This window comes from Pelagibius marinus (assembly GCF_014925385.1).
Classification (GTDB): Bacteria; Pseudomonadota; Alphaproteobacteria; order Kiloniellales; family Kiloniellaceae; genus Pelagibius; species Pelagibius marinus.
In genome coordinates this window covers 153,651-180,644 of sequence record NZ_JACSDK010000014.1, presented here as the reverse complement: position 1 = coordinate 180,644, position 26,994 = coordinate 153,651, and the positions used below count along the sequence as shown (strand labels likewise).

Genomic DNA, 26,994 nt, shown 5'->3' with positions numbered 1-26,994 from the left:
ATACGGAATATCATTCCATTCCTATTGACTCATGAAATTCCAAGTGGCATCTTCGCCACCCCAGCAAGAACAACACCCGAGCATCAAGTTCGGGGCGGAGGAACGACGATGACCCTGATGACCGCAGCCGAAGCCGCCGTTCGCGTCATGGAGAAGGAAGGCGTCAGCGTCGCCTTCGGCGTTCCCGGCGCGGCGATCAATCCGCTCTACGCCGCCATGAAGAAGCGCGGCACCCTGGACCACGTCCTGGCGCGCCACGTCGAGGGCGCCTCCCACATGGCCGAGGGCTACACCCGCGCCCAGCCGGGCAACATCGGCGTCTGCATCGGCACCTCGGGGCCGGCGGGCACCGACATGATCACCGGGCTCTACTCCGCCTCCGCCGATTCCATCCCGATCCTCTGCATCACCGGCCAGGCGCCGCGCGCCAAGCTGAACAAGGAGGATTTCCAGGCCGTCGACATCGAATCGATCGCCAAGCCGGTCACCAAGTGGGCCATCACCGTGCAGGAGCCCGCCCTGGTGCCGCGCGCCTTCCAGCAGGCCTTCCACCTGATGCGCTCCGGCCGGCCCGGCCCGGTGCTGATCGACCTGCCGGTCGACGTGCAACTGGCCGAGATCGAGTTCGACGACGAAACCTACGAACCCCTGCCGATCTACAAGCCCGCCGCCAGCCGCAAGCAGGCGGAAAAGGCACTGGAGATGCTGAACGCGGGCGAGCGCCCGGTGATCGTCGCCGGCGGCGGCATCATCAACGCCGACGCCGCCGATCTGCTGGTCGAGTTCGCCGAAGTGACCGGGGTACCGGTCATCCCGACCCTCATGGGCTGGGGCGCCATTGCCGACGACCACCCGCTGATGGCGGGCATGGTGGGCCTGCAGACCAGCCACCGCTACGGCAACGCCACCTTCCTGCGCTCCGACTTCGTCTTCGGCATCGGTAACCGCTGGGCCAACCGCCACACCGGCTCCATCGAGACCTACACCAAGGGGCGCAAGTTCGTGCACGTCGACATCGAGCCGACGCAGATCGGCCGCGTCTTCATGCCCGACTACGGCATCGTCTCCGACGCCAAGGCGGCGCTGGAGCTCTTCGTCGAGGTGGCGAAGGAGATGAAGGCGGCCGGCAAGCTGAAGGACCGTACCTCCTGGTCGCGCGAGTGCGAGCACCGCAAGAAGAACATGCTGCGCAAGAGCCATTACGACGAGGTGCCGCTGAAACCGCAGCGCGTCTACGAGGAAATGAACGAGGCCTTCGGCCGCGACACCTGCTACGTCACCACCATCGGCCTGTCACAGATCGCCGCAGCGCAGTTCCTGCACGTTTACAACCCGCGCAACTGGATCAACTGCGGCCAGGCCGGTCCGCTGGGCTGGACCCTGCCGGCGGCACTCGGCGTGCGCAAGGCGCGCCCGGAGCAGGAGATCGTCGCGGTCTCGGGCGACTACGACTTCCAGTTCATGATCGAGGAGCTGGCCGTCGGCGCCCAGTTCAAGCTGCCCTACATCCACGTGGTGGTGAACAACGCCTACCTGGGCCTCATCCGCCAGGCGCAGCGCGGCTTCGACATGGACTACAACGTCCAGCTCTCCTTCGAGAACGTCAACACGCCGGACCTCGGCGAGTACGGCGTCGACCACGTGAAGGTTGCCGAGGGCCTGGGCTGCAAGGCGATCCGCGTGAAAAGCCCCAACGAGTTCAAGGAAGCCTTCGACAAGGCCCACCAGTTGATGGAGGAGTTCCAGGTGCCGGTGGTGGTCGAGTTCATCCTGGAGCGCGTCACCAACGTTTCCATGGGCATGGAGATCGACGCGGTGAACGAGTTCGAGGAGACGCTCTGCCTCGACCCGACGCTGGGCCCCGATGGCATGCCGAAGGGCAAGCAGCCGGAGCTGGAGCCCGCGGAGTAGCGCCGGCGAAAAGGACCCTGCCGTTTTAGCGGCAGCGGTTCTTCATCCCGCTGTCATTGACCGGCCTTGTTGACCGGCCTTGTTGACTGGCCTTGTTGACTGGCCTTGTTGACTCAGGGGCCGCCCCACCCTGTAAGCTGTGGAAAAATTCAGGAGGATCCCCAGAATGCCTAAGTTCGCCGCCAACCTGTCGATGCTCTACAACGAGCACGACTTCCTCGACCGCTTTGCCGCGGCCGCGAAAGACGGCTTCCAGGGCGTCGAGTACCTCTTCCCCTACGCCTTCGAGAAGGAAGTCCTGGCCGAGGCGCTGAAAGCCAACGGCCTGGTCCAGGTGCTGCACAACATGCCGGCGGGCGACTGGGATGCCGGCGAGCGCGGACTGGCCTGTTTACCGGACCGGGTGAGCGAGTTCCAGGACGGCGTCGGCACCGCCATCGACTACGCCAAAGCCCTGGGCTGCACCCAGTTGCACGCCATGGCCGGCATCCGCCCCGAGCACGCCGATCCGGACAAGGTGGCGGAGACCTACATCGAGAACCTGCGCTTCGCCGCGAAGAAGACCGGGGAAGCGGGCATCAAGCTGCTGATCGAGGCGATCAACACCATCGACATCCCCGGCTACTACCTGGACACCTCCGCCCAGGCGATGATGACCATCGAGACGGTGGGCTCGGACAACCTCTTCTTCCAGTACGACATCTATCACATGCAGGTCATGGAAGGCGATCTGACGCGCACCATCGAGAAGAACCTGGCGAAGATCCCGCACATGCAGCTGGCCGACAACCCGGGCCGCCACGAGCCGGGCACCGGCGAGATCAACTACACCTTCCTCTTCGATGCCATCGACAAGATGGGCTACAAGGGCTGGATCGGCTGCGAGTACAAGCCCAAGGCCGGCACCTCGGAAGGCCTCGGCTGGCTGCGCCCCTATCTCTCCGCCAGCGCCGCGGCGGAATAAGCCGCGCCTGCATAAAAAGATTTGAGCGAAAGGAACGGAAAGTCATGGCAAAGATCGGATTCATCGGCCTCGGCATCATGGGCGCGCCCATGGTCGGCCACCTGCTGGACGGCGGGCACGAGGTCACCAGCACCGTGCACCGCACCCCGGCGCCGGACGAGCTGAAGGGCAAGGGCCTGAAGCTGGTCGACAGCGCCAAGGACGTGGCCGCGGCCAGCGACATCATCATCACCATGGTGCCCGACACCCCGCAGGTCGAGGCCGTGCTGTTCGGCGAGAACGGCGTCGCCGAAGGTCTCTCCAAGGGCAAGCTGGTGATCGACATGAGCTCGATCTCGCCCATCGAGACCAAGGTCTTCGCCCAGAAGATCAACGAGGCGGGCTGCGACTACCTGGACGCGCCGGTCTCCGGCGGCGAGGTCGGCGCCAAGTCGGCCTCCCTCACCATCATGGTCGGCGGCAGCGACGCGGCCTTCGAGAAGGCCAAGCCGATCTTCGAGCTGATGGGCAAGAACATCACCCTGGTCGGCCCGAACGGTGTGGGCCAGACCACCAAGGTCGCCAACCAGATCGTCGTCGCCCTGACCATCGAGGCGGTGGGCGAGGCCCTGGTCTTCGCCTCCAAGGCCGGCGCCGACCCGGCCAAGGTGCGCCAGGCGCTGATGGGCGGCCTTGCCACCTCGCGCATCCTGGAGATCCACGGCGAGCGTATGATCAAGCGCACCTTCGATCCGGGTTTCCGCATCGAGCTGCACCAGAAGGATCTCAATCTCGCCCTGCAGGGCGCCAAGGCGCTGGGCGTCAGCCTGCCCAACACGGCGACCGCGCAGGAGCTGTTCAACGCCTGCGCCGCCAACGGCGGGGCCGCCTGGGACCACTCCGCCATGGTCAAGGCGCTCGAACTCATGGCCGCTCACCCGGTCGCAGAAGATTCCGCCGCCTCCGCGGCTGCGGAATAATAGGGGGACTTCTTCCGAAGTAGTCTTTCCCTGTGCCTTCGACTGAAGCCCGCCGGTGCCCACCGGCGGGCTTTTTTCTTTCAGGCCTCGCGATGCGCGGCGAGGATCGCCGCCAGGGAACGCTCGATATCGTCGTCGCTGGTGGCCCAGGAAGAGACGCTGATCCGCATGGCCGCGCGCCCTTTCCAGCTGGTGCCACCGCACCAGCAGGTGCCGTCGTCCTGAACCGCGGCGATGACGCGCTGCGTCCGGGCGTCGTCCCCGAAGCAAGCGACGACCTGGTTCAGCACCACCTCGTTCAGGATCTCGACGCCGCCGTCACGCAGGCCTTCGGCCAGCCGCCGCGCCTGGCGGCAGTTGCGCTCGATCATGTCGGCCAAACCGGATCGCCCTAGCGCCTTGAGCGCCGCCCAGACCTCAATGGCCCTGGCGCGGCGTGAGCTGTCGGGCGTGACGTTCATGGCGTCGCGGTGTGTGCTGGGCAGCAGGTACGACCCGCTGATCGACATGGCCTTCGCCAGCACTTCCGCATCCCGGACCAGGGCGATCCCGGAGTCGTAGGGCACGTTCAGCCACTTGTGCGCATCGGTCGCCCAGGAGTCGGCCTCGCGGAATCCCTGGGCCAGCGGCGCCAGTTCGCTCGAGGCCAGGGCCCAGAGCCCGAAGGCGCCGTCCACATGGACCCAGGCATCGCGCTGCCGCGCCCAGGCGACGACCTCCTCGGCCGGATCGAAGGCGCCGGAGTTCACGTTGCCCGCCTGGATGCAGACGATGACGGGCCCGTCGACCGGCGGCAGCCGGTCGGCGCGCAGCCGCCCCTGCCCATCCGCTTCCACGCGCAGCACCCGGTCGCGTCCCAGCCCCAGCAGGGAAAGCACCTTGAAGAGGGAGGCGTGCGCCTCGCCGCCGACGACGACGGTCGGCTCCGGCGCGCCGAAGAGGCCCTGCCGGTCCACGTCCCAGCCGGCGCGCGCCAGCACGTGGTTCCGCGCCGCCGCAAGGCAGGTGAAGTTCGCCATGGTCGCGCCGGTCACCAGAGCGCCCTCGGCAACGGCCGGCAACCCCAGCGCCTCCTTCACCCAGCGCAGGGCCGCCGCCTCGAAGCAGGCAACCGCCGGAGAGCTGACGAAGCTGAAGCTGTTCTGGTCCCAGGCCGCGGCGAGATACTGGGCGGCCAGCGTCGCCGGCAGGGCACCTCCCGTGACGAAGCCGAAATATCGTCCACCGGCGCTGGCCACGGTGGCCGGCGACCCGTAGTCATCCAGAAAAGCGAGGACATCCTCCGCCACGCTCGGCCCGCCCGGCAAGGGACCCTCGAGCGCCCGGATCAGTCGCTCGACCGAGCCCGGAAGGGGACCTGCCTCCCGCGACGGCAGCCCGTCGAGATAGGCGGCCGCCCGCGACGCCGCTTCGCTGAGGAGATTTTGCAAGCTGGTGCTGTCCATCATGACGGGCAGCCTAGCCCCGCGCCGCAGGGACGGCAATTGCGTGCCGCTTACGCCTGCTGCCGCAACCGAAGATCGCCGGCAGCCGCTATACTTTCGGAATACACGCAATGGCATCGGGACCGAAAGCGGCTACCCTGATTCCGTAGAAGAAAACGGAGGAGAGGTCTTGATGGACGACTATTCCGTATTCGGCGAAAGAGAACGCAAGGGCTGGGCCGACGACAGCGTCGCCGAGAACTATGTTACGCGCTTCGGCCCCATTACCGACCGGATTGCAGAGCAGCTCGTTTCCGTCGTCGCGCCCGGACCTGGCCGCGACATCCTGGACCTCTGTTGTGGACAGGGCAATCTGACCGCCAGGTTGACCGAGAGCGGCGCGAAGGTGGAGGGGCTCGACTTTTCCCCGACGATGCTGGAGAAGGCTGCCCGTGCCGCACCTGCGGCGAGCCTCCGGCAGGGCGACGCCCAGAACCTCCCCTATGGCGAGGCCAGCTTTGATGCCGTCACCTGCAACTTCGGCATCCCGCATGTGCCGGACTACAATCGCGTGCTCTCCGAAGTTCGGCGTGTCCTGCGCCCGGGCGGCACCTTCGCCTTCACCTGCTGGGCCGCACCGGAAGCAAATCCCGCATTCGGCACCGCCTTGCGTGCCATCAAGACCCACGCGGACCTGTCGAGTGCGCCGCCGCAGCCGGATTTCTTTCAGTTCGCGCACCGGGAAACCGCCGAGACGCTGCTCCAGGCTGCCGGCTTCCGGCTCGCCGCTCACGACATCCTCCATTTCACCTGGCGGCTCGACGCGCCGGGTGACCTCTTCGACATCTATGCAAATGCGACAGTCGCAGTCTCCATGCTGCTGAAGAGCCAGTCTGCAGAGATCGTCGATCGCATACGCGGCGAGATGACGGCCAAGGTGGAGGCTGACTTTGCAGCGGACGGCGGCTACGTCGTGCCGGTCCCTGCGGCGATGATCGTAGCCCGCCCCTGAGCGGCCTTGCCGCCGAAGCGGTAAAGGCTCAAGCTGTTGCAGTATTACAGCTGAGTTGCGCTGCTCGCGCAAAAGCGGAAATCGGGCTTCCGCTTCGCCTGCGAGTGCCGCCGGTGCCTATGGCGCTGCGCTGCGCAACCTGAGCCTTCCCGCGACCGGCCAGGAGGGGAGAGCCGATGAAACTGGAAGATTTTTTCAATCAGCACAACATCGTCGACCTGAGCTTCTTCAACTTCCGCAACGCGATTACGGCGTGCTACTTCGCCAACAAGGAACTGCAGGTCCTGAAGGTGAACGACAACTTCAAGAGCTTCTTTCCGGTCCTCGGCAACGTCACCAACGTCTACTTTCCCGACGTGCTGGAGCAGCTTGGAGTCCCCGGTGCACAGATCGAGAACTTTGTCGTCAGCTTGAACGGCAAGGGTTCGGTCCTCATTCCCGAGATCCACATCAACCTGGACGGCGAGGACAAGGTGTTTTCCCTGCTGTCCACGCGGACAACGGACGATGTCTTTTCCTACCTGAACGGCGTCCAGGGCCAGTTCGTCGACCGCACCGCCGAGTGGAAGTTGAAGCGGGATCGGGAGGAGCTTCTGGAGCAGAAGATCCGCGACCGCGAGATCATCGAGGAGAAAAGCCGCCAACTCGAGAGCCTCGCCACCCGGCTGGCCAAGTACCTTTCGCCGCAGATCTATCAGACCATCTTCTCCCACACCGACGAACAGGCCAGCGCCTATAGTCGCAAGAACCTGACGATCTTCCTCTCCGACATCGTCCAGTTCACCGATCTGAGCGACAGCCTGGAACCGGAACGCCTGGCCAAGGTGGTGAACTCCTACCTCTCCGAAATGGCCTCCATCGCGCTCGACTGCGGCGGCACCATCGACAAGTTCATCGGCGACGCCATCCTCGTCTTCTTCGGCGACCCGGAAAGCGAGGGCGAAACCGAGGACGCGCTGCGCTGCGTGGAGATGGCGCTGCGAATGCGCGCGCGGGCGGCGGAGCTGCAGAAGTACTGGCAGAAGCTCGGCGTGTCGCAGGGTCTGCACGTCCGCATGGGGATTGCCACCGGTTTCTGCACGGTGGGGAACTTCGGCTCCGAGCAGCGCCTCGACTACACCGTCCTGGGCAGCCCGGTGAATCTGGCCTCGCGCCTGGAGGTGGCGGCCAAGCCGGACGCCATACTGGTCGACGAGAATACCCACAGCCTGATCCAGGGCCATGTTCACTGCACGAAGGTCGAGCGCATCACGCCGAAGGGCTTCGCCCGCCCCATCCAGGTTTACCAGGTCGACGACTTCCTCTCCGAGGAACACCGCAATCTACGCCGCCGCCTCTCACGCGTCGGCGAGCGGGTCGAGGTCAATGTCATCGACAGCTCGGACATCCGCGCCGCCATCGAGGAACTGCGCCGCATTCAGGAGGAATTCGAAGTGCAGTTCGCGGAAGGTCAGCGGGACGCAGGAGGGACACGCTCTTGAGAAGCAGCAGGCGCGGGACCGTGCCTCCGCCACCCTCGCGGTCCCTGAGGGGCTAGTGCCGGAAGGTCTCCGTCGCCATGAAGATGCGCACGGCGGTGGTGAGCCAGCAAAGACCGCCGAAGATCCAGGCGAACCAGGCGAAGAGATCGGGGAAGAGGCAGATCGCGACGAAGAGGGCGATGGTCTCCGTGCCCTCCGTCAGGCCGCCCAGGTAGTAGATCGACTTGGCGCCGCGCGCCGCCGTGGTGATGCCGCGCTTGGCCGCCAGGGCGGCGAAGGCGAGGAAAGAAGCGCCGGTACCCACGAAGCTGAAGATCAGGAAGGCCGCCGGCAGGGCCTGCTCGGGCCGGCCCACGGCGAAGAAGAAGGCCACGCCCGAGTAGAAGAGGAAATCGAGAACGATGTCGAGATAGCCGCCCAGGTCGCTGATACGCCCGTGGCGCGCCACCGCGCCGTCCAGGCCGTCGGCCAGGCGGTTCAGCAGGATGCAGGCGAGCGCCAGAAGATAGCTTTCCAGCGCCAGCAGCGCCCAAGCGCCCGTGCCGACGAAGAAGCCGGTCCAGGTGACGCTGTTGGCGGTGACGCCCAGCCGCGCGAGCCGCCGCCCCACTCGGTCGAGCGGTGGATCGATGATCTTACGCAGGCGGGCGTCCAGCATGCTTTCCCATACCCCGCCCGGCGCTTCCGCGCCAGGGGTCAGTCGGTCACGCTTGCGTCAGCCCCTCGGCATTCAGGCCATTTCCTTCAGCCAGGAAGGCAGAGCCTCATAGCCGGTAAAGAGATGAGCCTGCAAGCCGGCCTCACGGGCCCCGGCAACGTACTCCGACGTATCATCGATGAAGAGGGCATCCCGGGGCGCGTGGCCCAGACGCCCCAGCAGGGAGAGGAAGACCTCCGGCTGCGGCTTGGCGGCGCCGAACTGACAGGAGAAGTAGGCCCGCTCACCGAAAACCTCCAGCGCTTCGGGGAACACCATCGCGATGTGACGGCGCAGCAGGTCGCCATTGTTGGTGAGCATGGCAACCGTATGCTTCCGGCCAAGGCGCCGGGCGAGCTCCAAAACCTCGGGGATCGCGCGCATGGACTCCCGCCGCGCCCGGAGCCAAAGCTCAAGCGGCACCTCGACTTTGAGCTCACGGGTCAAGGCGGCCAGGTAGGTCTCGGCAGTGAACTCACCGGCGTCCGCGCGCTCGTCCAGGCCCGAGTCATAGATACGGGCGACGATGGTCTCCGCCTGAATGCCGAGTCCCTCGGCCATGATGTCCATGCGCCGGGTGAAATCGTAGCGGCAGAGCACGTCGTCCATGTCAAAGATAATGCAGTCGGCGTGGTCCATCACTCTCCTGTCCTTCGTCTCAGCCGATCTCTTTTCAGTCCACGTCCACGTAGCGGCCCAGGCGAACCGCCGAGGCGCCGGGGCTGAGGCGGCGTGACGGCATGATCAGCACGCAGTCGTCGTAGGGTGTGGTGACGGGCTTGTCGCCGTCATAGCCGATGACGCTGCCGGCCTTGGGGATCACCTCCAGGCCCGTGTAGTTCTCGACAAAGCGGAAGTTCTCGCTCTCGATGGTCACGGGGCCGGTCACCTCGATGAAGCGCTGCTGCGGCAGCTCGACGCCGGCCAGGCCCTCGGCGGCCCAATCCGCATCGACCATTTCGGTCACCAGCAGGAAGCGCAGGGCAGTGTGGATCGCCAGCGGCCCCGCCGCCGCCTCCCAGTGCTGGCCGCATTCCATCAGCAGGGCGTTCTTCGCGCTGGCGGGATCGGCGAAGCCCTCGTAGTCGCGCATGCGCTTGCCGGCGGCGTGGCCCGCATCGGTCACCACGATCTCCGGCAGGCCCACCGCTTTCGCCAGTTCGCGGCCCTTGGCCAGAGGCCCGGCCATCATCATCGCCGGCTGCTTGCGCTGCATGGAGTGAATGTCGAGCAGTATGTCCACGGTGTTGATGAAGGGGCGCACCGCGCGCGCCCGGGTCAGTTCCACGGACTGGCGCGGGCCACCCAGCACCTCGGCGGTCCAGAGGCGGTTGAAGTCCTCGTCGACGAAGCGCGAGGCGGTCGGTGTCGCCGGATCGAAGCTGAGGAAAGCGTCGACGTTCATGAATCCGAGGGAGAGCCTTCCGCGCAGCGGCTTCACGTCATGCTTGAAAAGCCAGTCCAGGGCAATGGCGCCGCAGAGTTCGTTGCCGTGCACCACCGCGGTGATCATCACGTGCGGACCGGGCTGGCCGCTGTCGAAGCGGGTGATGTAGTCGATGCCGGTGTTGCCGGCCTTGTAGGGCGCGATATCCGGCGGTGTCAGTTCGATGGGGTACTCGTTCTCTACGATCGGCGATGGCATCAGTCGTCTCCCTGACCAGAACTTTGCTTCATGATTTCGGATGTATCCGCCGCGCGCGGCCAGGTGGCGTCCCGCGCCAGGGGAAAGATTCCCGCGGGCGCGTGGCGGTAGGGCAGCCGCTTGAGGTCGGCGGTGCCCCAGTCCGGCGTGTCGACGATGACGATGGCCGCGGCCAGCGGCTCATAGACCGCGCGGAAATGCGTCTTGGAGCGCAGCAGCACGATGTCCTGGGCGGCAAAGTCGATGCCGAACTGTTCCAGGGCGTCCAGGTCGATGGCGGAGGTGCAGACGGAGACCACGCTGACCGTCACGCCGCCGAAGCGCAGCAGCGCCGAGGGGCCGAGGTCGATGCGCCGTCCCTTGCGCATGGGCCCCGTGCCGGTGAAAACCTTGTCGCCGGCCCAGAGCACCTCCGCTTCGGCCGCGATGGGCCCGCCGGTACGGTCGGAGGACTTACCGCCCAGGGCCACGGTGAGCCGCGCGCCCGCCCCCGCCGCCACCGCGGCGGCGGCGGTCTCCGGATCCCAGAGATAGGGGCAGTACACCGAGAGGCCCCCACCTTCCGAACTGGCACTCTCCGCGATCAGACGCTTCAGCGCCCAGGTCGAATCGTTCATGCGGTCGGCGTGTTCCAGCAGCACCACGGGCCGCGCCGCGTCCCGCGCGATCTGCTTGGCCTTGGCGAGGCCGCCGTCGAGGTCGTCGACCAGTTCTTCGTGCAGCAGGGCCTCGCGCGCGGCCCAGACACGCCCGGCCAGGCGTTCGGCTTCGCGCTGCGCCAGGGCGCGGTCGCCGTCGGCCACCACGGCAACGGAGAAGCCCAGGTCCGGGGTGTCGGCATAGGCGAAGCCGCAGAACACCGAGGCGTCGAGGATGCCCGGCACCCGCTCCGGCAGCGTCAGGGACGCGGCGACGATGTCCTTCAGCGGCGCCAGCGCCGTGGCGGTGAAGATGGAGGGCAGCACCACCGGCGGCTTCACCAGGGCCAGTTGCGGATCGGCGGCGCCGTTCAGCCTGGCCAGCAGCCAGCGCGCCGCGCGGGCGCCGGTCTCCGCCATGTCGACGTGCGGAGAGAAATGAAAGCCGAAGAGCGCGTCGCAGAGCCCGGCCGTGCGCGGCGAGAGGTTGGCGTGCAGGTCGAAAGCCACCATGACCGGCAGATCGACACCGACGGCGTCACGCAGTGCCTGCAGCAGGTCACCTTCCGGGTCGGGGCGCTGCGGCGTGGTCATGGCGCCGTGCAGGAACAGCAGCAGGCCGTCCAGCGGGCCTGCTTTCGTCACACGGCCGATCAACTCGTCGCGGAAATGGTCGAAGGCCGCGTCGCCGGCGTGGCCCGCCGCCGAGCAGTCGGTATAGACCAGCGGCACCGCTTCCGCTCCCGCCGCGGCGAGCACGTCGAGGAAGCCCCCGGCCACGGTCGCGGTGCCGGCCAGGCCTTCGGTGAGGCCGCGGCCGCGCCGCGCCTCGCGTTCGAAGTCGGCGAGGTCCGTCTCCAAAGGCAGGAAGGAGACCGATTCCAGCGCGAAGCCGCCCACGGCGACGCGCAAGCCCTGCGACCTCCCCGCCGTCATAAGGCTATCCCTCGCCCAGGTAGACGTTGCCCATGGCCTGGCCCAGATGGGCGCGCAGCGCCGCGATGAGCTGCTGGGCCGGGCGCGAAAAGCCGCGGTCGGCTAGGTGCAGCACGCCGTAGCGGTTGACCAGGCGCGGCGTCAGCGGCCGCGCCGCCAGGTCACCACGCCCCGCACCGCCCCAGGAGAGCGCGTTCAGGATGGCCACGCCCTGACCCAGGCGCACCAGATCGCAGATGGTGCCGGAAAGGTTGGTCTCGGCGCGCAGCCGCATGGGCACGCCGGCGCGGCGGAACATCTGCTCGATGCGGTGGCGCGAGGGATAGCGCCGGGTCATGGTGATGAGCGGCACCTCGGCCAGGTCCTCGACGCCGATGGCGTGCTTGGCGGTCAAGGGATGATCCGGCGGCATGAGGACGACCGAGTGCGTCTCGATCAAGGGAATGGCGTCGATGCCCGGATGGCTTTCCAGCAGCGAGGCGAAGGCCAGTTCCACCTGATCGCGCAGCAGCCAGTCGATCATCATCTCGGTGAGGCCGGTCTCCATGGTCAGCACAAGGTGCGGATGCTCGCTGAGGAAGCCGTCGAGCAGGCGGTGCAGCACCGCCTCGTAGAGCATCGGCGTAACGCCGATGCGCAGGCGCCCGGTGCCGTGGCGCCGCACGTCTTCGGCGGAGCGGCGCACGCGGTCGATGCCGTCCAGCGCCTGGCCGACGTCGATGGCCAGGCGGTGCGCCTCCGGCGTCGGGGTGAGCTTGCCCTTGGCGCGGTGGAACAGGGAGAAGCCGAGTTCCTCCTCGAACTGCTTCAGCAGGCGGCTTACCGCCGGCTGCGACACGCCCAGGTAGCGCGCCGCGGCGCTCACCGAGCCCGCCTCCATAACCGCCTGGAAAGCCTCCATCATTCGCGGCGTCGGCAGACGCCGGCCTTCCGGGTCAATCTGGGGATCGAGACTGTAGCTCATAACAATTTGTTATAGCCTCTATGATCCTAATGGCAGGTTTTGCCTGTGGGAATACGATTAGGCCCCGAATGGGCATTTCACTTTGACAGCTTCTCTAGACACTCGCATTATACCCAGGAAGGTCCCGCCGTCGAGAGATGGGAAGGACCAATAAGCAGATTCCGGGTGGGCGGCGCCCCGCCACGGGACACAGGAACAGGCGCATCAACGTCTTACGGGGAACGAACTCATGCGAAAGAGCACTCTGCTTTGCGCGGCCTCGCTGGCCGCCGTCTTGGTGTCACCGGCACTGGCGTCACCTGCCGCCGCGCAGGATCTGACCATCGCCGTCTCGGCCGAGCCCTCGGCCCTGGATCCGCACTATCACAACCTCGGCCCGAACAACGCCATGCGGCGTCACATCTTCGAGTCGATGGTGCTGCAGGACGAAAAGCAACGGCTGCAGCCGGGCCTGGCAACCTCCTGGAAGCCGCTGGACGACACCACCTGGGAATTCAAGCTGCGCGACGGCGTGACCTTCCACGACGGCTCGCCCTTCACCGCCAAGGACGTGGTCTACACCGTCTGCCGCATCCCCAACGTGGAAAACAGCCCCTCTTCCTTCACGGTCTACACCAAGGCCATCGCGGACATGCAGATCCCGGATCCGCACACCCTGATCATCAAGACCGACACGCCTTACCCGCTGCTGCCGGTCGAGGTCTCCACCTGGGGCGTGCTCTCGGCCGCCGCCAACGGCGTGACCGGCGACATCGGCTTCAGCCGCGAGGGCTGCAGCGGCACCGGCGACTACCCGAAGACCGACGACTTCAACACCGGCAAGGCCGCCGTCGGCACCGGCATGTACAAGTTCAAGGAGTACAGCCGCGGCGACAAAATCGTCTTCGAGCGCAACGACAACTACTGGGGCGGCAAGGCCGACTGGGCCACGGTCACCTTCCGGCCGATCACCAGTGACGGCCCGCGCGTGGCCGCCCTGCTGGCCGGCGACGTGGATATGATCGACAAGCCGCCGCTGCAGGACCTCGAGCGCATCAAGAGCGAAGGCTTCCAGGTTGCCCAGGGCCTCTCCAACCGCGTCATCTACCTGCACATGGACCAGGAGCAGGAGCCGACCCCGGGCGTCACCGGCACCGAGAAGAACCCCTTCAAGGATGTCCGCGTGCGCAAGGCCGTCTCCATGGCGATCAACCGCGAGGCCATCAAGGAGCGCATCATGGGCGGCGTCGCCGTGCCGGCCGGCGAGCTGCTGCCGCCGGGCATGTTCGGCTCGACCCCGGGCGCCGCGGCGGAGGAGTACAATCCCGACGCCGCCAAGAAGCTGCTCGCCGAGGCGGGCTACCCCGAGGGCTTCGGCCTGACCATCGGCTCGCCCAATGACCGCTACATCAACGATGCCCAGGTCGCCCAGGCGGTCGCGCAGATGCTGACCCGCATCGGCATCGAGACCCAGGTCGACGCGGTCACCGCCAGCACCTTCTTCAAGCGCCGGAACCAGTACGAGTTCTCCATGTACCTGGCCGGCTGGGGCTCGGGCACCGGCGAAATGTCCTCGCCGCTGCGCGCGCTGGTGGCCACCCGCAACAAGGACAAGGGCTACGGCGGCACAAACCGCGGCCGTTATTCCAACCCGGAGCTGGACTCGCTGATCGACCAAGCCCTGGCCACGGTCGACGACGACAAGCGGGAGAAGATCCTGCAGCAGGCCAGCGGCCTGGTGATGGCCGACTACGGCATCCTGCCACTGCACTTCGAGGTGACGCCCTGGGCCTTCCGCAAGGGCATCAGCTACGCGCCGCGGACGGACCAGTACACCCTGGCCCTCGGCGTGAAGCCGGCCAACTGACGGCCTGATTTACCCACGCGGGGCGGAGAGGATTCTCCGCCTCGCAGTGGTATCTTTCCAAGGTTCGACGAACCGCCAACAGCGGCAGGGCACAGCCGATGCTCGTCTACCTTCTGCGCCGCCTGGGCCAGAGCCTCTTCGTGGTCGCCGCCATGGCGGTGCTGGTCTTCGTCGGCGTCTACGCGATCGGCAACCCGATCGACATCATGATCAGCCCGGATGCCGACCAGGCGGAGATGGAGGCGGCCATCGCCCGCCTGGGCCTCGACAAGCCGCTGTGGGAGCAGTTCTTCATCTTCGTCGGCAACGCCCTGCAGGGCGACCTGGGCAAGAGCTTCGTCTACTCCACCGACGCCGTCTCCATCATCCTCGCCAAGCTGCCGGCCACCATGGAACTGGCCATGCTGGCGCTGGTCTTCGCCGTCTTCATCGGCGTGCCGCTGGGCATGATCGCCGGCCTCAGGCCCCACTCCCTCGCCGGCAAGTCCATCATGGCCGGCTCCATCCTGGGCTTCAGCCTGCCGAACTTCTGGCAGGGCATGATGCTGATCCTGCTCTTCGCGGTCCTCCTGAAGTGGCTGCCTTCGGGCGGGCGCGGCGAGACGGCCGAGCTCTTCGGCATCCCCTTCAGCTTCCTCACCCTCGACGGTCTGTCGCACATGCTGCTGCCGGCGATCAACCTGGCGCTCTTCAAGACATCCCTGGTGATCCGCCTGGCGCGCGCCGGCACCCGCGAGGCGGCCCTGCAGGATTACGTGAAGTTCGCGCGCGCCAAGGGCCTCTCGTCCCAACGCATCGTCCTGGTGCACATCGCCAAGAACATCATGATCCCGGTGGTCACCATCCTGGGCCTGGAACTGGGCAGCATGATCGCCTTCGCCGTGGTCACCGAATCGGTCTTCGCCTGGCCCGGCATGGGCAAGCTGCTGATCGACTCGATCAACCTGCTCGACCGCCCCGTGGTCGTCGCCTATCTGATGCTGACCGTCTTCATGTTCATCATCATCAACTTCATCGTCGACATGCTCTACTGCGTGCTCGACCCGCGGGTGCGCCTCTCGGAGGCCAAAGCATGACCGACGTGCTGAAAGACACGGAAACCCGGGACACGACGGCGCGGCCGCATTGGCGCGCCTCGCCCCTGCTGCGCTTCGGCGCCGAGTTCGCCGAAAGCCCCGTCGCCGTGGCTGCACTGCTGGTGACGCTGCTGCTGGCGCTGCTGGCGCTCTTCGCCGACTTCATCACGCCGCAGAATCCCTACGACCTGATGCAGCTCGACATCATGAACAACATGCTGGCGCCGGGAGAGACCACCTTCGACGGCGAGATGACCTTTCACCTCGGCACCGACGACCAGGGCCGCGACATGCTCTCGGCCATCATCTTCGGCCTGCGCCTCAGTCTCGGCGTCGGCGCCATGAGCACCGTCATCGCCCTCTCCCTCGGCATGTGCATCGGCGTGCTGGCCGCCTACTTCGGCGGAAAGGTCGATGCCGTGATCATGCGCATCGTCGACCTGCAGCTTTCCTTCCCGGCGATCCTCATCGCCCTGATCCTGCTGGCGGTCCTCGGCAAGGGCGTCGACAAGGTGATCATCGCCCTCATCACCGTGCAGTGGGCCTACTACGCGCGCACCGTGCGCGGCACCGCCCTGGTGGAGCGCCGCAAGGAGTACGTCGAAGCGGCGACCTGCCTGGCCCTGTCGCACCGGCGCATCGTCTTCCGCCACCTGCTGCCCAACTGCCTGCCGCCGCTGATCGTGGTGGCCACGGTGCAGGTCGCCAACGCCATCGCCCTGGAGGCCACCCTCTCCTTCCTCGGCGTCGGCGTGCCGATCACCGAGCCCTCCCTGGGCCTGCTGATCGCCAACGGCTACGACTACATGCTGTCGGGCAAGTACTGGGTCGCCTTCTTCCCCGGCGTGGCGCTGGTGGCCACCATCGTCGCCATCAACCTGGTCGGCGACCAGCTGCGCGACGTCCTCAATCCCCGGCTGAAGCGATGAAAGGGCTCCAGCGATGAGCGCGCCGACACCGGAAGCTCCCACCTTGGAAGTGAGGGACCTCAAGACCCACTTCTTCACCCGGGAGGGCGTGATCAAGGCGGTCGACGGGGTGAGCTTTCAGGTCGCGCCCGGTGAGGTGCTGGGCCTGGTCGGCGAGTCCGGCAGCGGCAAGTCGATCACCGGCTTCTCCATTCTGGGCCTGGTCGACGCGCCGGGGCGCATCGCCGGCGGGCAGATCCTGTTCCAGGGCCGCGACCTGGTGCCGCTGCCCGAGAGCGAGCGCCGCAAGCTGCGCGGCTCCAAGATCGCCATGATCTTCCAGGACCCCATGATGACCCTGAACCCGGTGCTGCGCATCGACACCCAGATGACCGAGGCGGTGCTGGCCCACCGCGACGTCTCGAAGGCACGCGCCCTGGAGATCTGCCGCGAGGCCCTGGTGAAGGTGGGCATCGCCTCGCCGGACGAGCGCCTTGCGTCCTATCCGCACCAGTTCTCCGGCGGCATGCGCCAGCGCGTCGCCATCGCCACCGCCTTCCTGAACGAGCCCGAGCTGATCATCGCCGACGAGCCGACCACCGCCCTGGACGTCACCATCCAGGGCCAGATCCTGCACGAGGCCCAGGCGCTGTGCCGCGAGACCGGCACGGCGATGATCTGGATCACCCACGACCTGGCGGTGGTCGCCGGCCTGGCCGACCACATCTGCGTCATGTACGCGGGCCGGATGGTCGAGCAGGGACCCATCGACGCGGTGCTGGACCGTCCGGCGCATCCCTATACCGTCGGCCTCATCGGCTCGGTGCCCAGCCGCAACCGGCGCGGCGGCAGGCTGTTCCAGATCCCCGGCATGACGCCCTCACTGTTGAACCTGCCGGAGGGCTGCGCCTTTCGCAGCCGCTGCCCGCGCGCCGACATCGCCTGCTTGGAGGAGCCGCCGGTGCACACCGCCACCGAGGGCCGCCAGGTGCGCTGCGTGCATCCCCATGACGAACCCTTGGAGGAGATGCTGTCGTGAACGCGCCGCACCCGACAGAGACGGCGGGATCGCCTGTGGCCCGGCGCCGGATTCTGGAGGCCCGGGACGTCAGCAAGCGCTTCGTCAAGCGTCTCGACCTGGCCGGCAAGATCGCCCGGCGCCTCGGCTCCTCGATCCGCGAGGAAACCGTGCATGCGGTCGACGGCGTCAGCCTTTCGGTCGGCGAGGGCGAAGTTCTGGGCCTAGTCGGCGAGTCCGGCTGTGGCAAGTCGACCTTCGGGCGCATGGTGGCCGGCATCCTGCCGCCCAGCGAGGGCACCTTGAGTTTCGACGGCAAGCCGATCTGGAACGGCGGCAGGGTGACGGCGCGGGAAACGGCCCTGGCGGTCCAGATGATCTTCCAGGACCCCTTCGCCTCCCTCGACCCGCGCATGCGGGTGCAGGACATCGTCGGCGAGGCGCCCGTCGTGCACGGCATGGTGCCGCGCAAGGAGATCGGCGACTACGTGGCGGAAGTGATGCTGCGCGTCGGCCTGGACCCGGACTTCCGCCGCCGCTACCCGCACCAGTTCTCCGGCGGCCAGCGCCAGCGCATCGGCATCGCCCGCGCCCTGGCGGTGAAGCCGCGCTTCCTGGTCTGCGACGAGGCCATCGCCGCCCTGGACGTCTCGATCCAGGCGCAGGTCATCAACCTCTTCATGGACCTGCGCGCGGACCTGGACCTCACCTATCTCTTCATCAGCCACGACCTTTCGGTGGTGGAGCACATCGCCGACCGCGTCGTCATCATGTACCTGGGCCGGGTGGTGGAGATCGCCACAACCGAAGACATCTTCGATGACCCGAACCACCCCTACACTCAGGCGCTGCTGTCGGAGGTGCCGCGCATCGAGCTGCGCCGACGTGACTACCAGCCGGTCAAGGGCGAGATCCCCTCGCCGCTCGATCCGCCGTCGGGCTGCCACTTCCACCCCCGCTGCCCACACGCGACGGAGCGCTGCCGCGCCGAGCGCCCGGCCCTGCGGGAGATTGCCCCCGGACGCTTGTCCGCCTGTCACCTCAACGACTGACCATGAACCCCAAGGACCCGACTTCGGACATCACGGGCGCCGACGCCGCGCCCTTCGACAGCTGGGCCTACGACCTCTTCGAGCCCCAGGGCGAGGAAGCGCCGCTGCTCATCGACTCGCCTCATTCCGGCCGCGTCTATCCCGCCGACTTCCAGACCCGGGTGACGGCGCTGGTGCTGCGCGGTGCCGAAGACTGGATGGTCGACGACCTGGTCGGCGAAGCGCCGCTGGAAGGCGCCACCCTGCTGGCCGCCCGCTTCCCGCGCGCCTACATCGACCCCAACCGGCGCCTCGACGACATCGACCCTGCCCTGATCGACGGCACCTGGCGCGAGCCGCTGAACCCGGGCCCCAAGACGGCGCTGGGCATCGGCCTGTTCCGCGCCAAGACCAACGACGGCAAGCCGCTGCTCGCCGGCCCGCTGTCGGTGGAAGGCCTGCAGGCGCGCATCGAGCGCTGCTGGTGGCCCTACCGCCGCACGCTGAACGACACCCTCGACCGCCTGCACGCGCGCCACGGCGCGGTCTGGCACATCGACATGCATTCCATGAAGTCCGTGGGCACGGAGATCACGCCGGACGGGCCGGGCGTGCGCCGCCCCGACATGGTGATCGGCGACCTGGAGGGTGAGAGCTGCGATCCCGCCTTCACCGCCTTCGTGGCCGAGCGGCTCATCGCCATGGGCTACAGCGTCGCCGTCAACGATCCCTACAAGGGCGCGGAGATCATCCGCACCTGCGGCCGCCCGGCGGAGAACCGCCACTCCCTGCAGATCGAGATGAGCCGCGCCCTCTACATGGACGAGGCGACCATCACCGCCACCGCGGGCTACGCCAGGCTGAAGGCCGACCTGCGCCGCCTCGTCGCCGAGGTCGCCGCCTGGACGCAGGAAGCCAAGGCGGCCTAGAACCGCCAAGTTTGACGCCACGCAATACCTACTTTGAGTTGTGAACCCTTCCCTGTCACACGACGACAGATGGAGGTGTTCAACTGCAAGGATAGGAAATGATCATGCCCGGTAAATTTGCGAGAGCTTGCCGCGCGGCCCTGCTGGCCCTGGCTCTGCTCGGTGCTTCCGTGGCCGGCGCCACGGCTGAGGGCACCAAGAGTTTCCCTACGAACAAGAATGCCATCCCGATCGTCAAGAAGACCGATCAGGGTACGACCACGCTTCACTACTCCCAGCTCGGTCCGAGGGAAAAGCGCCATATGGATCAGGTGCTCGCCGCCCTGAAGAAAGCCGAAGGGCAGCAGCCGCAGGTGAGCAAGAAGCTCGACGCAGGGCCCGGCGGGACGGTCGGCTTCGGCTGCGGCTGGAATTCCACCGGGGCCGAGCCGTACCAGTTCGGCTGCTGGCACGGCGGTAAGACTTGCTACGTCTCCCTGTCCAACACAGGCGAGGCGGATTTCGGCTGCCACGAGTGCAACGGGGACAACTGCCCGCGGAACTAGATCCCCGGCACGGACGACCCCAAAAGCAAGCCCGCTCTGCAGACTGCAGAGCGGGCTCTTCCTTTACAGACGGTCGAAGCCGCCAGCCGGGCGCCGTCTATTCCGCCGCCAAGGAGGAACTGCGGCCAGGCAGCGCGCCGCGGATGACGTAGGCCAGGGTCTGCACCACCTGCTGCGGCGTCTCGCAGACCGCAAGGGCGGCGCCGTCGACTTCCTTCAGCGCGTGGGTCAGCGCCGGGTCGTGCAGGGTGATGAGCGACTTGCCCAGCGCCGCCGCCGTGCCCGCATCGAAGGCCGCGTTCCACTGCTTGTACTTGTCGCCGAAGCGCACCACCACGATGTCGGCCTCGCCGATCAGGGTGCGGGTGCGGATGGCGTTCATGCGCGAGCCCTTCTGGTCACGCCAGAAGGGGCTCTCCTCCTCGCCCAGGATGACCGCACCGCAGTCGTCGCTGTCCTCGTGCACGGTGATCGGCGCGTCGAGGCGCACCGGCAGGCCGGCCTCGGCCACGCCCTCGGCGATCTGCTCGCGCCAGTCGGAATGGATTTCGCCGGAAAGATAAACCTTCCAGAGCCGTTCGCTCATCTTGCTGATCCTCGGGTATTGGCTATTGGGGAATGTGTTGGGCGCTGTTCTAGCACAAAGCCCCGGCCGCGACAGCCCCTCCCCCGTGAGAAATTGGTATGAAGCGCACTCCTCTGGCGCCGGATCGCAGGCTTACCGCGGCGCCACGCGCAGGGTCTTGAAGGGCTCGCCACCGCCTGGGACGACCTCGATCACCAAGGCGGTGCCGTCGTAGCATAGCCGGCCGTCCGGCAGGCCCGTCAGTTCGAAAATCGAGATCTCGCCACGGCTGAATTTCTGGAGCTCGTATTCCGCGCCTCGTTTCAGCACCACGGTGTTGAAGCCGTCATTGTCGATCCAGGGCACTTCAACGCCGGCCAGCGCCGGGTCGGCCGCCAAGTCAAGGTAGGGAGACAGGAAACAGGCAGCGTCCCAGTCTCCTTCCAGGAGACTCTCCAGGTCGACCCGGGGATTGTCCCGCGACAGCATTGCAAGCTGCTTCAGACCCGGCTCCGCGACGAAGAAGGCGCGCGGGTCGAACGAGCCGAAATGCAGCGCCACAGCGAGATAGGCGACCACGGCCGCTGCAATGACGACCGAACCGCCGAAGATCGATTTCCCAGACATGAAGCGAAGACCTCTTTCTGCCCTCTTGGCCCTGACCTTATCGCAGGGTAAGTCGCCTTGCGCCCCAAAAGGGTTCACGAAGTCGGCGACTGCCGAAAGAAAAGGCGGCCTCCTTTCGGAGGCCGCCCTTGAGGGGAGGAAAGCAGGGGGACGGCGGGACCCTTTCCAAGAAATGGGAGCCGTCCCTTGCTTTATCCGGCGCCGCCCTGTCTGACGAAGCGGCGCCGAATTCGTTACGCCGCCACCGCCTTGGCGTCGGCGCTGGCGTCGAGCGCCTGGCCGATGTCGGCCAGGATGTCCTCGATATTCTCGATGCCGACCGAAAGACGCAGGTAGCCCGGGGTCACGCCGGTGGCCAGCTGGTCCTCGGCGCTGAGCTGCTGGTGCGTCGAACTGGCCGGGTGGATGGCCAGGGTGCGCGTGTCGCCGATGTTGGCCACGTGGTAGATCATCTGCAGCGCATCGATGAAGCGGGCGCCGGCCTCGGGATCGTCGTTCTTCAACTCGAAGCCGACCAGGCCGCCGCGCCCGCCGGTCAGGTAGCGCTCGACGCGCTCCTGAGGTTCCGACGCACTCATGCCCGGATAGATCACCTTCGCGACCAGCGGATGGCCCGCCAGATAGTCGGCCACGGCCTGAGCGTTCGCGCAATGCTCGCGCATACGCAGGGGCAGCGTCTCCAGGCCCTGGATGAAGTTGAAGGTGTTGAAGGGGCTGAGCGCCATGCCGAGGTCACGCTGCAGGGTGCAGCGGGCCTTCATGATGTAGGCTACGGGGCCCATGGGCTTCGTCGCCTCGGTCCAGACCGCGCCGTGGTAGCTCGGGTCCGGCTGGTTCAGCATCGGGAAGCGCCCGGCGTGCTTTTCCCAGTCGAAGCGGCCGCCGTCGACGATGACGCCGCCGATGGAGTTGCCGTGCCCGCCGATGTACTTGGTGCAGGAATAGACGACGATGTGGGCGCCGTGGTCGAAGGGACGGCAGATCACCGGCGAGGCGGTGTTGTCGAGGATCAGGGGCACGCCCAGTTCCTCACCGATCGCCGCAACCTCGCTGATCGGGAAGACCTTCAGCATCGGGTTCGGCAAGGTCTCGGCGTAGTAGGCGCGGGTGCGCTCGTCGGTCGCCCGGCGGAAGTTCTCCGGATCGGAGGCGTCGACGAAGCGCACTTCGATACCGAAAGTCTTCAGCGTGTTGGCGAAGAGGTTCCAGGTGCCGCCGTAGAGGCCGGTGGCGCTGACGATGTTGTCGCCGGTCCCGGCGATGTTGAGGATCGATAGCGTGGTCGCCGCCTGGCCGGAGCTGACCGCGAGCGCCGCCACGCCGCCTTCCAGCGCCGCCATGCGCTGCTCGAAGGCGTCATTGGTCGGGTTCATCACGCGGGTATAGATGTTGCCGATCTCCTCCAGTGCGAAGAGCCGGCGGGCGTGGCCCGTGTCCTCGAACTGATAGGAGGTGGTCTGGTAGATCGGCACCGCCACCGCGTTGGTCGTCGGATCGGCGCGGTAGCCGCTGTGCAGGACGGCGGTTTCGGGGTTCTTGGTGAAATCCATCTTTGTATCCTTGAGATAAAAAGGGTTTAAGCAATCAGGCAGCCGAGGCACGGCGCGGCGCCGCGGCCGGCATCTCGGCCAGATGAACGTGCCGCTCGATCAGGGTGTTGACCGCCGCCGCGTGGGTCAGCGGCGCCATGTGGCCGGCGCCGAAGATCCGGGCCGCCGTCGCGTCGGGAGCAGTGTCGACCAGCTTGTCGGTCACCCGCCGGGCGACCTCAGGCGAAGTCTCGCCGGTGATGGCCAGCAGCGGCACGGCAAGGCGGGTGAGGTCGGACAGCGGCCAGGACTCGCCCAGCACGCTGGCGAAATTGCGCGTCACCGCCCGGGCCTGGGCCGCGAGGCGCTGACGCTGGGCCGCCTCGGCCCTGTCCCAGGTACCGGCGCCGTTCCAGAAGTCGACGAAGGCCGCCATGCCGTAGGCCGGCCAGCCGGCCGCCACGGCACCGCGCAGCCGGTCCCGCACCCCCAGGATGCCGCGGTAGAGCCGCATGTCCGCGTCACCGCCGCTCCCCCGGGCGTCCCGGGCCAGCAGGTGGAAGACCACCGGTTCGATGAGCGTCAGGCTGCGCACCCGCCAGGGATAGGCGAGCGCGATCTTCAGGGCGACGGCGCCGCCGTAGGAATGCCCGACCAGGTGAAAGGCCGGGGCCGACGGCCCGACCGCCCGCAGCACCGCCGCCGCCTCGGCGGCCAGGCTGTCGGCACGGTCGTGATGATCCGGCGCCGCGGCGAAGCCGTAGCCCGGCAGGTCGGGCGTCACCACCTGGCGCTTGCCGGCGAAACACTCCACAAGGGAGCGCCACTGGCCGCCGGTGGAGGCGGAGGAATGCAGCGCCACCACCGGCAGGTTGTTCCCGCTTCGACAGGCAGAGGCCTGCCTGGCGGGGAACAGATGGGTTCGGGTCCCGTTCGACATCTTCGCTATGTCCTCGGTCTCGCCCTGCCGCCTAGGCCGCCTTGGCGGTCGTGCAGGCGTGGCAGATCGCCTCGATGTGTCGATGATCGGTGCCGCAGCAGCCGCCCATGACGACGAGGTGATTGAGCAGGCGGTGCAGGTCGCTGTGCTGCTCGCCGAACTCCTGAGGGTTGCCGTCGTCCAGTTCCTCGGCCTCGTCGAGTTCGGCGTGGCTGAGGCGCGAGGCGTTGGCGCGCAGCCCCCTGATCCGCTTCACCCAGCTTTCGCCGGTGGCCAACGCCTGGCCGAAGTGGTCCGGATGGGCGCAGTTGATCATGAAGTAAACCGGGCCGTTGTCCGTCGCCGTGTCGACCGCTTCGACAGCTTCCTTCAGGGTCTCGCCGGACGGCAGACGCCCGTCGGTCTCCACGGTGAAGGAGATCACGACCGGCATGGCGGCGGCCTGGGCGGCGCGGGTGACGCCGATGGCCTCGGGCACGTTGGTCGTGGTGATGGCGGTGACCATGTCGGCCTCGGTCTCGGCGAAGGCGTTGATCTGGTCGGCGTGGTAGGCCTGGGCCTCCTCGGCGGTCATCACCTCGCCCGGGTTGTAGCCGTCGCCGCGCGGACCGATGCAGCCGCTGATCACCATCGGCGACTGTTCGGTCTCGAGGGTGCGGCGCAGATCCGCCAGCATCGCGATGGACTGCTTGTTGACCTCGGCCATGTCGGCCTTGGTGTAGCCCAGCTTGGCGCCCCAGTCGGAGGAGGCGCGCCAGGTCGGGCTCTCCAGGATGAAGCCGCGCCCGTTGTCGCGGGCGATCGTGGCGTGGGTGGTGAAATAGCGCCTGAGCGCCGCCTGACCCGATTGATCCTTCAGCAGGTCAAAGGCGGCGAAGTAGGGCAGGTCGAGCCCGTCGTGGAAAATCAGGGTGGTTTCGATCCCGCCGTCGGTCAGGAAAAGACCGCCGGAAAGTTGCGGCAGGTTGTCTCGATACTTGGCCATTGAGAGTCTCCTCACTCGATTGCAGCCGTTCGGGCCGGCAATGGCGGAGGACCCTACGCCTTCACTATTTCTGCATGATGTCCCGGCGCGGAAACAAAGGGCCGCGGCGGCGCAACAGAATTGAAACACCGCACAGCCGAAGCGGCGGCGGCCCCGAACAATCGGAAGTAGTAGGCTTCGCCCGGCGGCGTCACCGTCCCGGCCCCGCGAAACCGGCAGGGCTGTCCCCCGCAAATGCCGCCTCTTCCGCGGCTTCCGGGCGTGCTAGAAGGGCCGCCGGCGCGGGATTCCCGCAACCGCCGGTCTGCTGCGGCGTGGCAAAACCGGGGCTGATCCCTATATTGATCTGCAGGGCTTCATGATGGGCAAAGAAACAGGACCTTGCCTCTTCGATGCAATCAGACAGACCGTCCGGCGGCCGCCGGCGGCGCTGGCGCTATGACGGTAGGGGCAGGAGTCGCTCTTTGAGAACCAAGGCCATTTCCCTGCGGAGCGGTCTCGAGCGTTTTCGGCGGAGTCCTGGCGCCCTTGCGCTCTGCCTCCTCAGCGTCGGCCAGATCCTGGCGGGTCCTCCGGCGCTGGCAGGGCAGGCCCCTGAGTTCGTCGGTCCCTCGGAACCGGTGCCGGCCGCGACGGAAGAGGGGGTGGTCTCCTACCGGACGGTCCTGGAGGGCGTGGAAGACGCCGATCTGCGCGCGATTCTCGAAGGTTCCTCGCAGCTGATCGCCCTCGGCGAAAAGCCACCGGCTACAGTCGTCGGCCTGCGCCGGCGGGCGGAGGGCGATATCGAGCGGTTGGGCACGGCGCTGCGCTCCGAAGGCTACTACCAGCCGGAGGTCGATCTGGAGATCGACAGCGAAGCCGCCCCGGCCGAGGTGACGCTGCGCATAACCCCCGGGCCGCGCTACAAGCTCCAGGCCTACGACATCACCTTTGACGGCAACCCGCCGCCCGCCGAGGTCGATCAGCCCACCCTGGCCGAGATCGGCATCGAGCTCGGCATGCCGGCGCGCGCGCCCGCCGTGGTGAGCGCAGAGCAGGAACTGGTGACCCTGCTGCAACAGCGCAGTTACCCCTTTGCCCGGGTGCGCGAGCGCAAGACCTTCGTCAATCACGAGAAGACCGAGATGACGGTGCAACTGGCCGTCGACGCCGGAACGGGCGCCGTCTTCGGTCCTCTCTCCTTCACCGGTCAGGAGGAGGTCGAGGCGGACTACCTGTACCGCATCGCCGACTGGCCCGAAGGCGAGCCTTACAACCGTCGGGTGGTCCGCGACCTGCAGCGCCGCCTCGCAGCCACCGGGCTGTTCTCCTCGGCCAACGCCGAGACCGCAGCGGAGCCCGCGCCCGACGGCACCCTGCCCGTCACCGTGACACTGGTGGAGCGCGAGCAGCGGTCCATCGGCGGGACCGTCAACTACTCCAGCGATGTCGGGCCCGGCGCCGAGATCTTTTGGGAACACCGCAACCTCCTGGGTCAGAACGAAAAGCTGCGGCTCAGCGCCACGGGTTCCGAGATCGAGCAGACCGCGGAGATCGGTTTCCGCAAGCCGGCCTTCTTGCGACCCGACCAGGATCGGCTGCCCGCCCTCTCCGGCGGCTTTGAGGACAACGACGCCTATCAGCGCCAGGCCGTCGACGGCCTGCTCGCCCTGGAGCGGCCCCTCTTCGAGAACTGGCGGGCTTCGGCCGGCGTTTCCCTGGGGTTCGAGATCGAGGATGACGGCGCCGACACCGGCGAAGGCGAGCGCCAGTTCACGCTGCTGGGCCTGCCCCTGACCGCGGCCCGCGACACCCGGGACGACCTGTTGGACCCGGCTTCCGGGAGCCGCCTGCAGCTGTTGCTCACGCCTTACACCGGCGTCGGCGACGACTCGCTGCTGTTCTTCACCGCCGTGGCCGGCGGCTCGGCCTACTATGCCCTCGACGCGGACGAGCGCTTCATTCTCGCCGGCCGCGCGCGCGTCGGCATCATTCTTGGTGAGAAGAATGATGTCCTGCCCGCCTCCAGCCGCTTTTACGCCGGCGGTGGCGGGTCGATCCGCGGCTACGAGTATCAGCTCGTCGGCCCCTTGGATGATGACCAGGACCCCTTCGGCGGCACCTCGCTGCTGGAGCTGGGCGGCGAACTGCGCGTGCGCGTCACCGAGGATATTGGTATCGTGCCTTTCGTCGACGGCGGCACGGTTTACGACGAGCCCTATTTCAACAGCGGCGAAACCCTGCGTTGGGCCGCCGGTCTGGGCTTCAGATACTTCACGGGCTTCGGCCCGCTGCGGCTGGACGTCGCCTTCCCGCTGAACCCGCGCGACGGCGTCGACGAAGCGTTCCAGTTCTACGTCAGCTTCGGACAGGCATTCTGAA

General features: G+C 67.1%; 24 protein-coding genes. 13 read left to right on the top strand and 11 right to left on the bottom strand.

The features are described from left to right. Positions 1 to 108: 108 nt before the first annotated feature. From gcl to glxR, 3 genes are all read left to right on the top strand, one after another. Entirely contained in the window at positions 109 to 1,911 is a 1,803-nt protein-coding gene (gcl, locus tag H7X47_RS16830; RefSeq protein WP_193369877.1) for a glyoxylate carboligase, read from the top strand. A 166-nt stretch (positions 1,912 to 2,077) separates the two neighbouring features. Then, positions 2,078 to 2,875: a 2-oxo-tetronate isomerase gene (gene otnI, locus H7X47_RS16825; protein ID WP_193369876.1), complete on the top strand. Its 798-nt coding sequence runs from the start codon at positions 2,078 to 2,080 to the stop codon at positions 2,873 to 2,875. A 44-nt stretch (positions 2,876 to 2,919) separates the two neighbouring features. Then, positions 2,920 to 3,834: a 2-hydroxy-3-oxopropionate reductase gene (gene glxR / locus H7X47_RS16820; RefSeq protein ID WP_193369875.1), complete on the top strand. Its 915-nt coding sequence runs from the start codon at positions 2,920 to 2,922 to the stop codon at positions 3,832 to 3,834. 80 nt (positions 3,835 to 3,914) lie between these two features. Here glxR and H7X47_RS16815 read toward each other — a convergent pair whose 3' ends face one another. Beyond that, entirely contained in the window at positions 3,915 to 5,264 is a 1,350-nt protein-coding gene (locus tag H7X47_RS16815) for a pyridoxal phosphate-dependent decarboxylase family protein (protein WP_227010555.1), read from the bottom strand. A gap of 187 nt (positions 5,265 to 5,451) precedes the next feature. Between H7X47_RS16815 and H7X47_RS16810 the strand changes: the two genes are divergently transcribed. Next, positions 5,452 to 6,270, top strand: coding sequence for a class I SAM-dependent methyltransferase (locus tag H7X47_RS16810; RefSeq protein WP_193369874.1), 819 nt, complete (start codon positions 5,452 to 5,454; stop codon positions 6,268 to 6,270). Positions 6,271 to 6,446: 176 nt separating this feature from the next. Continuing rightward, positions 6,447 to 7,751 carry an adenylate/guanylate cyclase domain-containing protein gene (locus tag H7X47_RS16805; protein WP_193369873.1) on the top strand — a complete coding sequence of 435 codons (1,305 nt, stop codon included), beginning with the start codon at positions 6,447 to 6,449 and terminating at the stop codon, positions 7,749 to 7,751. 52 nt (positions 7,752 to 7,803) lie between these two features. On the opposite strand, the gene H7X47_RS16800 is transcribed toward H7X47_RS16805, so the two are convergent. The 5 genes from H7X47_RS16800 to H7X47_RS16780 form a co-directional block, all read right to left on the bottom strand. After that, positions 7,804 to 8,409, bottom strand: a complete 606-nt coding sequence (locus H7X47_RS16800; RefSeq protein ID WP_193369872.1) for a CDP-alcohol phosphatidyltransferase family protein — start codon at positions 8,407 to 8,409, stop codon at positions 7,804 to 7,806. Between the two features lie 72 nt (positions 8,410 to 8,481). Then, on the bottom strand, positions 8,482 to 9,087 hold the full coding sequence (locus H7X47_RS16795) for an HAD family hydrolase (RefSeq protein ID WP_193369871.1): 606 nt from the start codon (positions 9,085 to 9,087) through the stop codon (positions 8,482 to 8,484). 34 nt (positions 9,088 to 9,121) lie between these two features. Further along, positions 9,122 to 10,093: a M14 family metallopeptidase gene (locus H7X47_RS16790; RefSeq protein WP_193369870.1), complete on the bottom strand. Its 972-nt coding sequence runs from the start codon at positions 10,091 to 10,093 to the stop codon at positions 9,122 to 9,124. Beyond that, a complete protein-coding gene (locus H7X47_RS16785) occupies positions 10,093 to 11,643 on the bottom strand; it encodes a M81 family metallopeptidase (RefSeq protein ID WP_193369869.1) in 1,551 nt (516 codons plus the stop codon). The genes H7X47_RS16790 and H7X47_RS16785 overlap by 1 nt, the downstream gene beginning before the upstream one ends. 28 nt (positions 11,644 to 11,671) lie before the next feature. Continuing rightward, entirely contained in the window at positions 11,672 to 12,631 is a 960-nt protein-coding gene (locus tag H7X47_RS16780) for a LysR family transcriptional regulator (protein ID WP_193369868.1), read from the bottom strand. Positions 12,632 to 12,860: 229 nt separating this feature from the next. Between H7X47_RS16780 and H7X47_RS16775 the strand changes: the two genes are divergently transcribed. The 7 genes from H7X47_RS16775 to H7X47_RS16745 all read left to right on the top strand — a co-directional run bounded on the left by H7X47_RS16775 (position 12,861) and on the right by H7X47_RS16745 (position 19,984). Next, entirely contained in the window at positions 12,861 to 14,477 is a 1,617-nt protein-coding gene (locus tag H7X47_RS16775) for an ABC transporter substrate-binding protein (RefSeq protein WP_193369867.1), read from the top strand. A 98-nt stretch (positions 14,478 to 14,575) separates the two neighbouring features. After that, positions 14,576 to 15,553, top strand: coding sequence for an ABC transporter permease (locus H7X47_RS16770; RefSeq protein WP_193369866.1), 978 nt, complete (start codon positions 14,576 to 14,578; stop codon positions 15,551 to 15,553). Then, positions 15,550 to 16,482, top strand: a complete 933-nt coding sequence (locus H7X47_RS16765; protein ID WP_193369865.1) for an ABC transporter permease — start codon at positions 15,550 to 15,552, stop codon at positions 16,480 to 16,482. Before H7X47_RS16770 ends, H7X47_RS16765 begins: the two co-directional genes overlap by 4 nt. Positions 16,483 to 16,495: 13 nt before the next feature. Beyond that, a complete protein-coding gene (locus H7X47_RS16760; RefSeq protein WP_193369864.1) occupies positions 16,496 to 17,500 on the top strand; it encodes an ABC transporter ATP-binding protein in 1,005 nt (334 codons plus the stop codon). Then, complete coding sequence (locus H7X47_RS16755) at positions 17,497 to 18,531, top strand: ABC transporter ATP-binding protein (RefSeq protein WP_319633624.1); 1,035 nt, start codon at positions 17,497 to 17,499, stop codon at positions 18,529 to 18,531. Before H7X47_RS16760 ends, H7X47_RS16755 begins: the two co-directional genes overlap by 4 nt. Before the next feature lie 2 nt (positions 18,532 to 18,533). Continuing rightward, complete coding sequence (locus tag H7X47_RS16750; RefSeq protein WP_193369863.1) at positions 18,534 to 19,439, top strand: N-formylglutamate amidohydrolase; 906 nt, start codon at positions 18,534 to 18,536, stop codon at positions 19,437 to 19,439. 104 nt (positions 19,440 to 19,543) lie between these two features. Beyond that, positions 19,544 to 19,984, top strand: a complete 441-nt coding sequence (locus tag H7X47_RS16745) for a hypothetical protein (RefSeq protein ID WP_193369862.1) — start codon at positions 19,544 to 19,546, stop codon at positions 19,982 to 19,984. A 97-nt stretch (positions 19,985 to 20,081) separates the two neighbouring features. Here the strand turns inward: H7X47_RS16745 and H7X47_RS16740 are convergent, their stop codons facing one another. The 5 genes from H7X47_RS16740 to H7X47_RS16720 all read right to left on the bottom strand — a co-directional run bounded on the left by H7X47_RS16740 (position 20,082) and on the right by H7X47_RS16720 (position 24,630). Then, entirely contained in the window at positions 20,082 to 20,570 is a 489-nt protein-coding gene (locus H7X47_RS16740) for a YtoQ family protein (protein WP_193369861.1), read from the bottom strand. Positions 20,571 to 20,702: 132 nt separating this feature from the next. Further along, positions 20,703 to 21,176, bottom strand: a complete 474-nt coding sequence (locus H7X47_RS16735; protein WP_193369860.1) for a hypothetical protein — start codon at positions 21,174 to 21,176, stop codon at positions 20,703 to 20,705. 233 nt (positions 21,177 to 21,409) lie between these two features. Further along, positions 21,410 to 22,726, bottom strand: coding sequence for an O-acetylhomoserine aminocarboxypropyltransferase/cysteine synthase family protein (locus H7X47_RS16730; protein WP_193369859.1), 1,317 nt, complete (start codon positions 22,724 to 22,726; stop codon positions 21,410 to 21,412). A gap of 34 nt (positions 22,727 to 22,760) precedes the next feature. Continuing rightward, positions 22,761 to 23,645 (bottom strand): alpha/beta fold hydrolase, encoded by an 885-nt coding sequence (locus H7X47_RS16725; protein WP_193369858.1) that lies wholly within the window; start codon positions 23,643 to 23,645, stop codon positions 22,761 to 22,763. Between the two features lie 31 nt (positions 23,646 to 23,676). After that, a complete protein-coding gene (locus tag H7X47_RS16720; protein WP_193369857.1) occupies positions 23,677 to 24,630 on the bottom strand; it encodes a homocysteine S-methyltransferase family protein in 954 nt (317 codons plus the stop codon). Between the two features lie 464 nt (positions 24,631 to 25,094). Between H7X47_RS16720 and H7X47_RS16715 the strand changes: the two genes are divergently transcribed. Continuing rightward, positions 25,095 to 26,993, top strand: a complete 1,899-nt coding sequence (locus H7X47_RS16715) for an autotransporter assembly complex protein TamA (RefSeq protein WP_193369856.1) — start codon at positions 25,095 to 25,097, stop codon at positions 26,991 to 26,993. Position 26,994 lies beyond the last annotated feature (1 nt).

Coding starts and splice junctions, on each gene's coding strand:
- gcl (WP_193369877.1), top strand. CDS start 109: ATGACCCTGATGACCGCAGCCGAAGCCGCCGTTCGCGTCATGGAGAAG.
- otnI (WP_193369876.1), top strand. CDS start 2,078: ATGCCTAAGTTCGCCGCCAACCTGTCGATGCTCTACAACGAGCACGAC.
- glxR (WP_193369875.1), top strand. CDS start 2,920: ATGGCAAAGATCGGATTCATCGGCCTCGGCATCATGGGCGCGCCCATG.
- H7X47_RS16810 (WP_193369874.1), top strand. CDS start 5,452: ATGGACGACTATTCCGTATTCGGCGAAAGAGAACGCAAGGGCTGGGCC.
- H7X47_RS16805 (WP_193369873.1), top strand. CDS start 6,447: ATGAAACTGGAAGATTTTTTCAATCAGCACAACATCGTCGACCTGAGC.
- H7X47_RS16800 (WP_193369872.1), bottom strand. CDS start 8,409: ATGCTGGACGCCCGCCTGCGTAAGATCATCGATCCACCGCTCGACCGA.
- H7X47_RS16795 (WP_193369871.1), bottom strand. CDS start 9,087: ATGGACCACGCCGACTGCATTATCTTTGACATGGACGACGTGCTCTGC.
- H7X47_RS16790 (WP_193369870.1), bottom strand. CDS start 10,093: ATGCCATCGCCGATCGTAGAGAACGAGTACCCCATCGAACTGACACCG.
- H7X47_RS16780 (WP_193369868.1), bottom strand. CDS start 12,631: ATGAGCTACAGTCTCGATCCCCAGATTGACCCGGAAGGCCGGCGTCTG.
- H7X47_RS16775 (WP_193369867.1), top strand. CDS start 12,861: ATGCGAAAGAGCACTCTGCTTTGCGCGGCCTCGCTGGCCGCCGTCTTG.
- H7X47_RS16770 (WP_193369866.1), top strand. CDS start 14,576: ATGCTCGTCTACCTTCTGCGCCGCCTGGGCCAGAGCCTCTTCGTGGTC.
- H7X47_RS16765 (WP_193369865.1), top strand. CDS start 15,550: ATGACCGACGTGCTGAAAGACACGGAAACCCGGGACACGACGGCGCGG.
- H7X47_RS16760 (WP_193369864.1), top strand. CDS start 16,496: ATGAGCGCGCCGACACCGGAAGCTCCCACCTTGGAAGTGAGGGACCTC.
- H7X47_RS16750 (WP_193369863.1), top strand. CDS start 18,534: ATGAACCCCAAGGACCCGACTTCGGACATCACGGGCGCCGACGCCGCG.
- H7X47_RS16745 (WP_193369862.1), top strand. CDS start 19,544: ATGCCCGGTAAATTTGCGAGAGCTTGCCGCGCGGCCCTGCTGGCCCTG.
- H7X47_RS16740 (WP_193369861.1), bottom strand. CDS start 20,570: ATGAGCGAACGGCTCTGGAAGGTTTATCTTTCCGGCGAAATCCATTCC.
- H7X47_RS16735 (WP_193369860.1), bottom strand. CDS start 21,176: ATGTCTGGGAAATCGATCTTCGGCGGTTCGGTCGTCATTGCAGCGGCC.
- H7X47_RS16730 (WP_193369859.1), bottom strand. CDS start 22,726: ATGGATTTCACCAAGAACCCCGAAACCGCCGTCCTGCACAGCGGCTAC.
- H7X47_RS16725 (WP_193369858.1), bottom strand. CDS start 23,645: ATGTCGAACGGGACCCGAACCCATCTGTTCCCCGCCAGGCAGGCCTCT.
- H7X47_RS16720 (WP_193369857.1), bottom strand. CDS start 24,630: ATGGCCAAGTATCGAGACAACCTGCCGCAACTTTCCGGCGGTCTTTTC.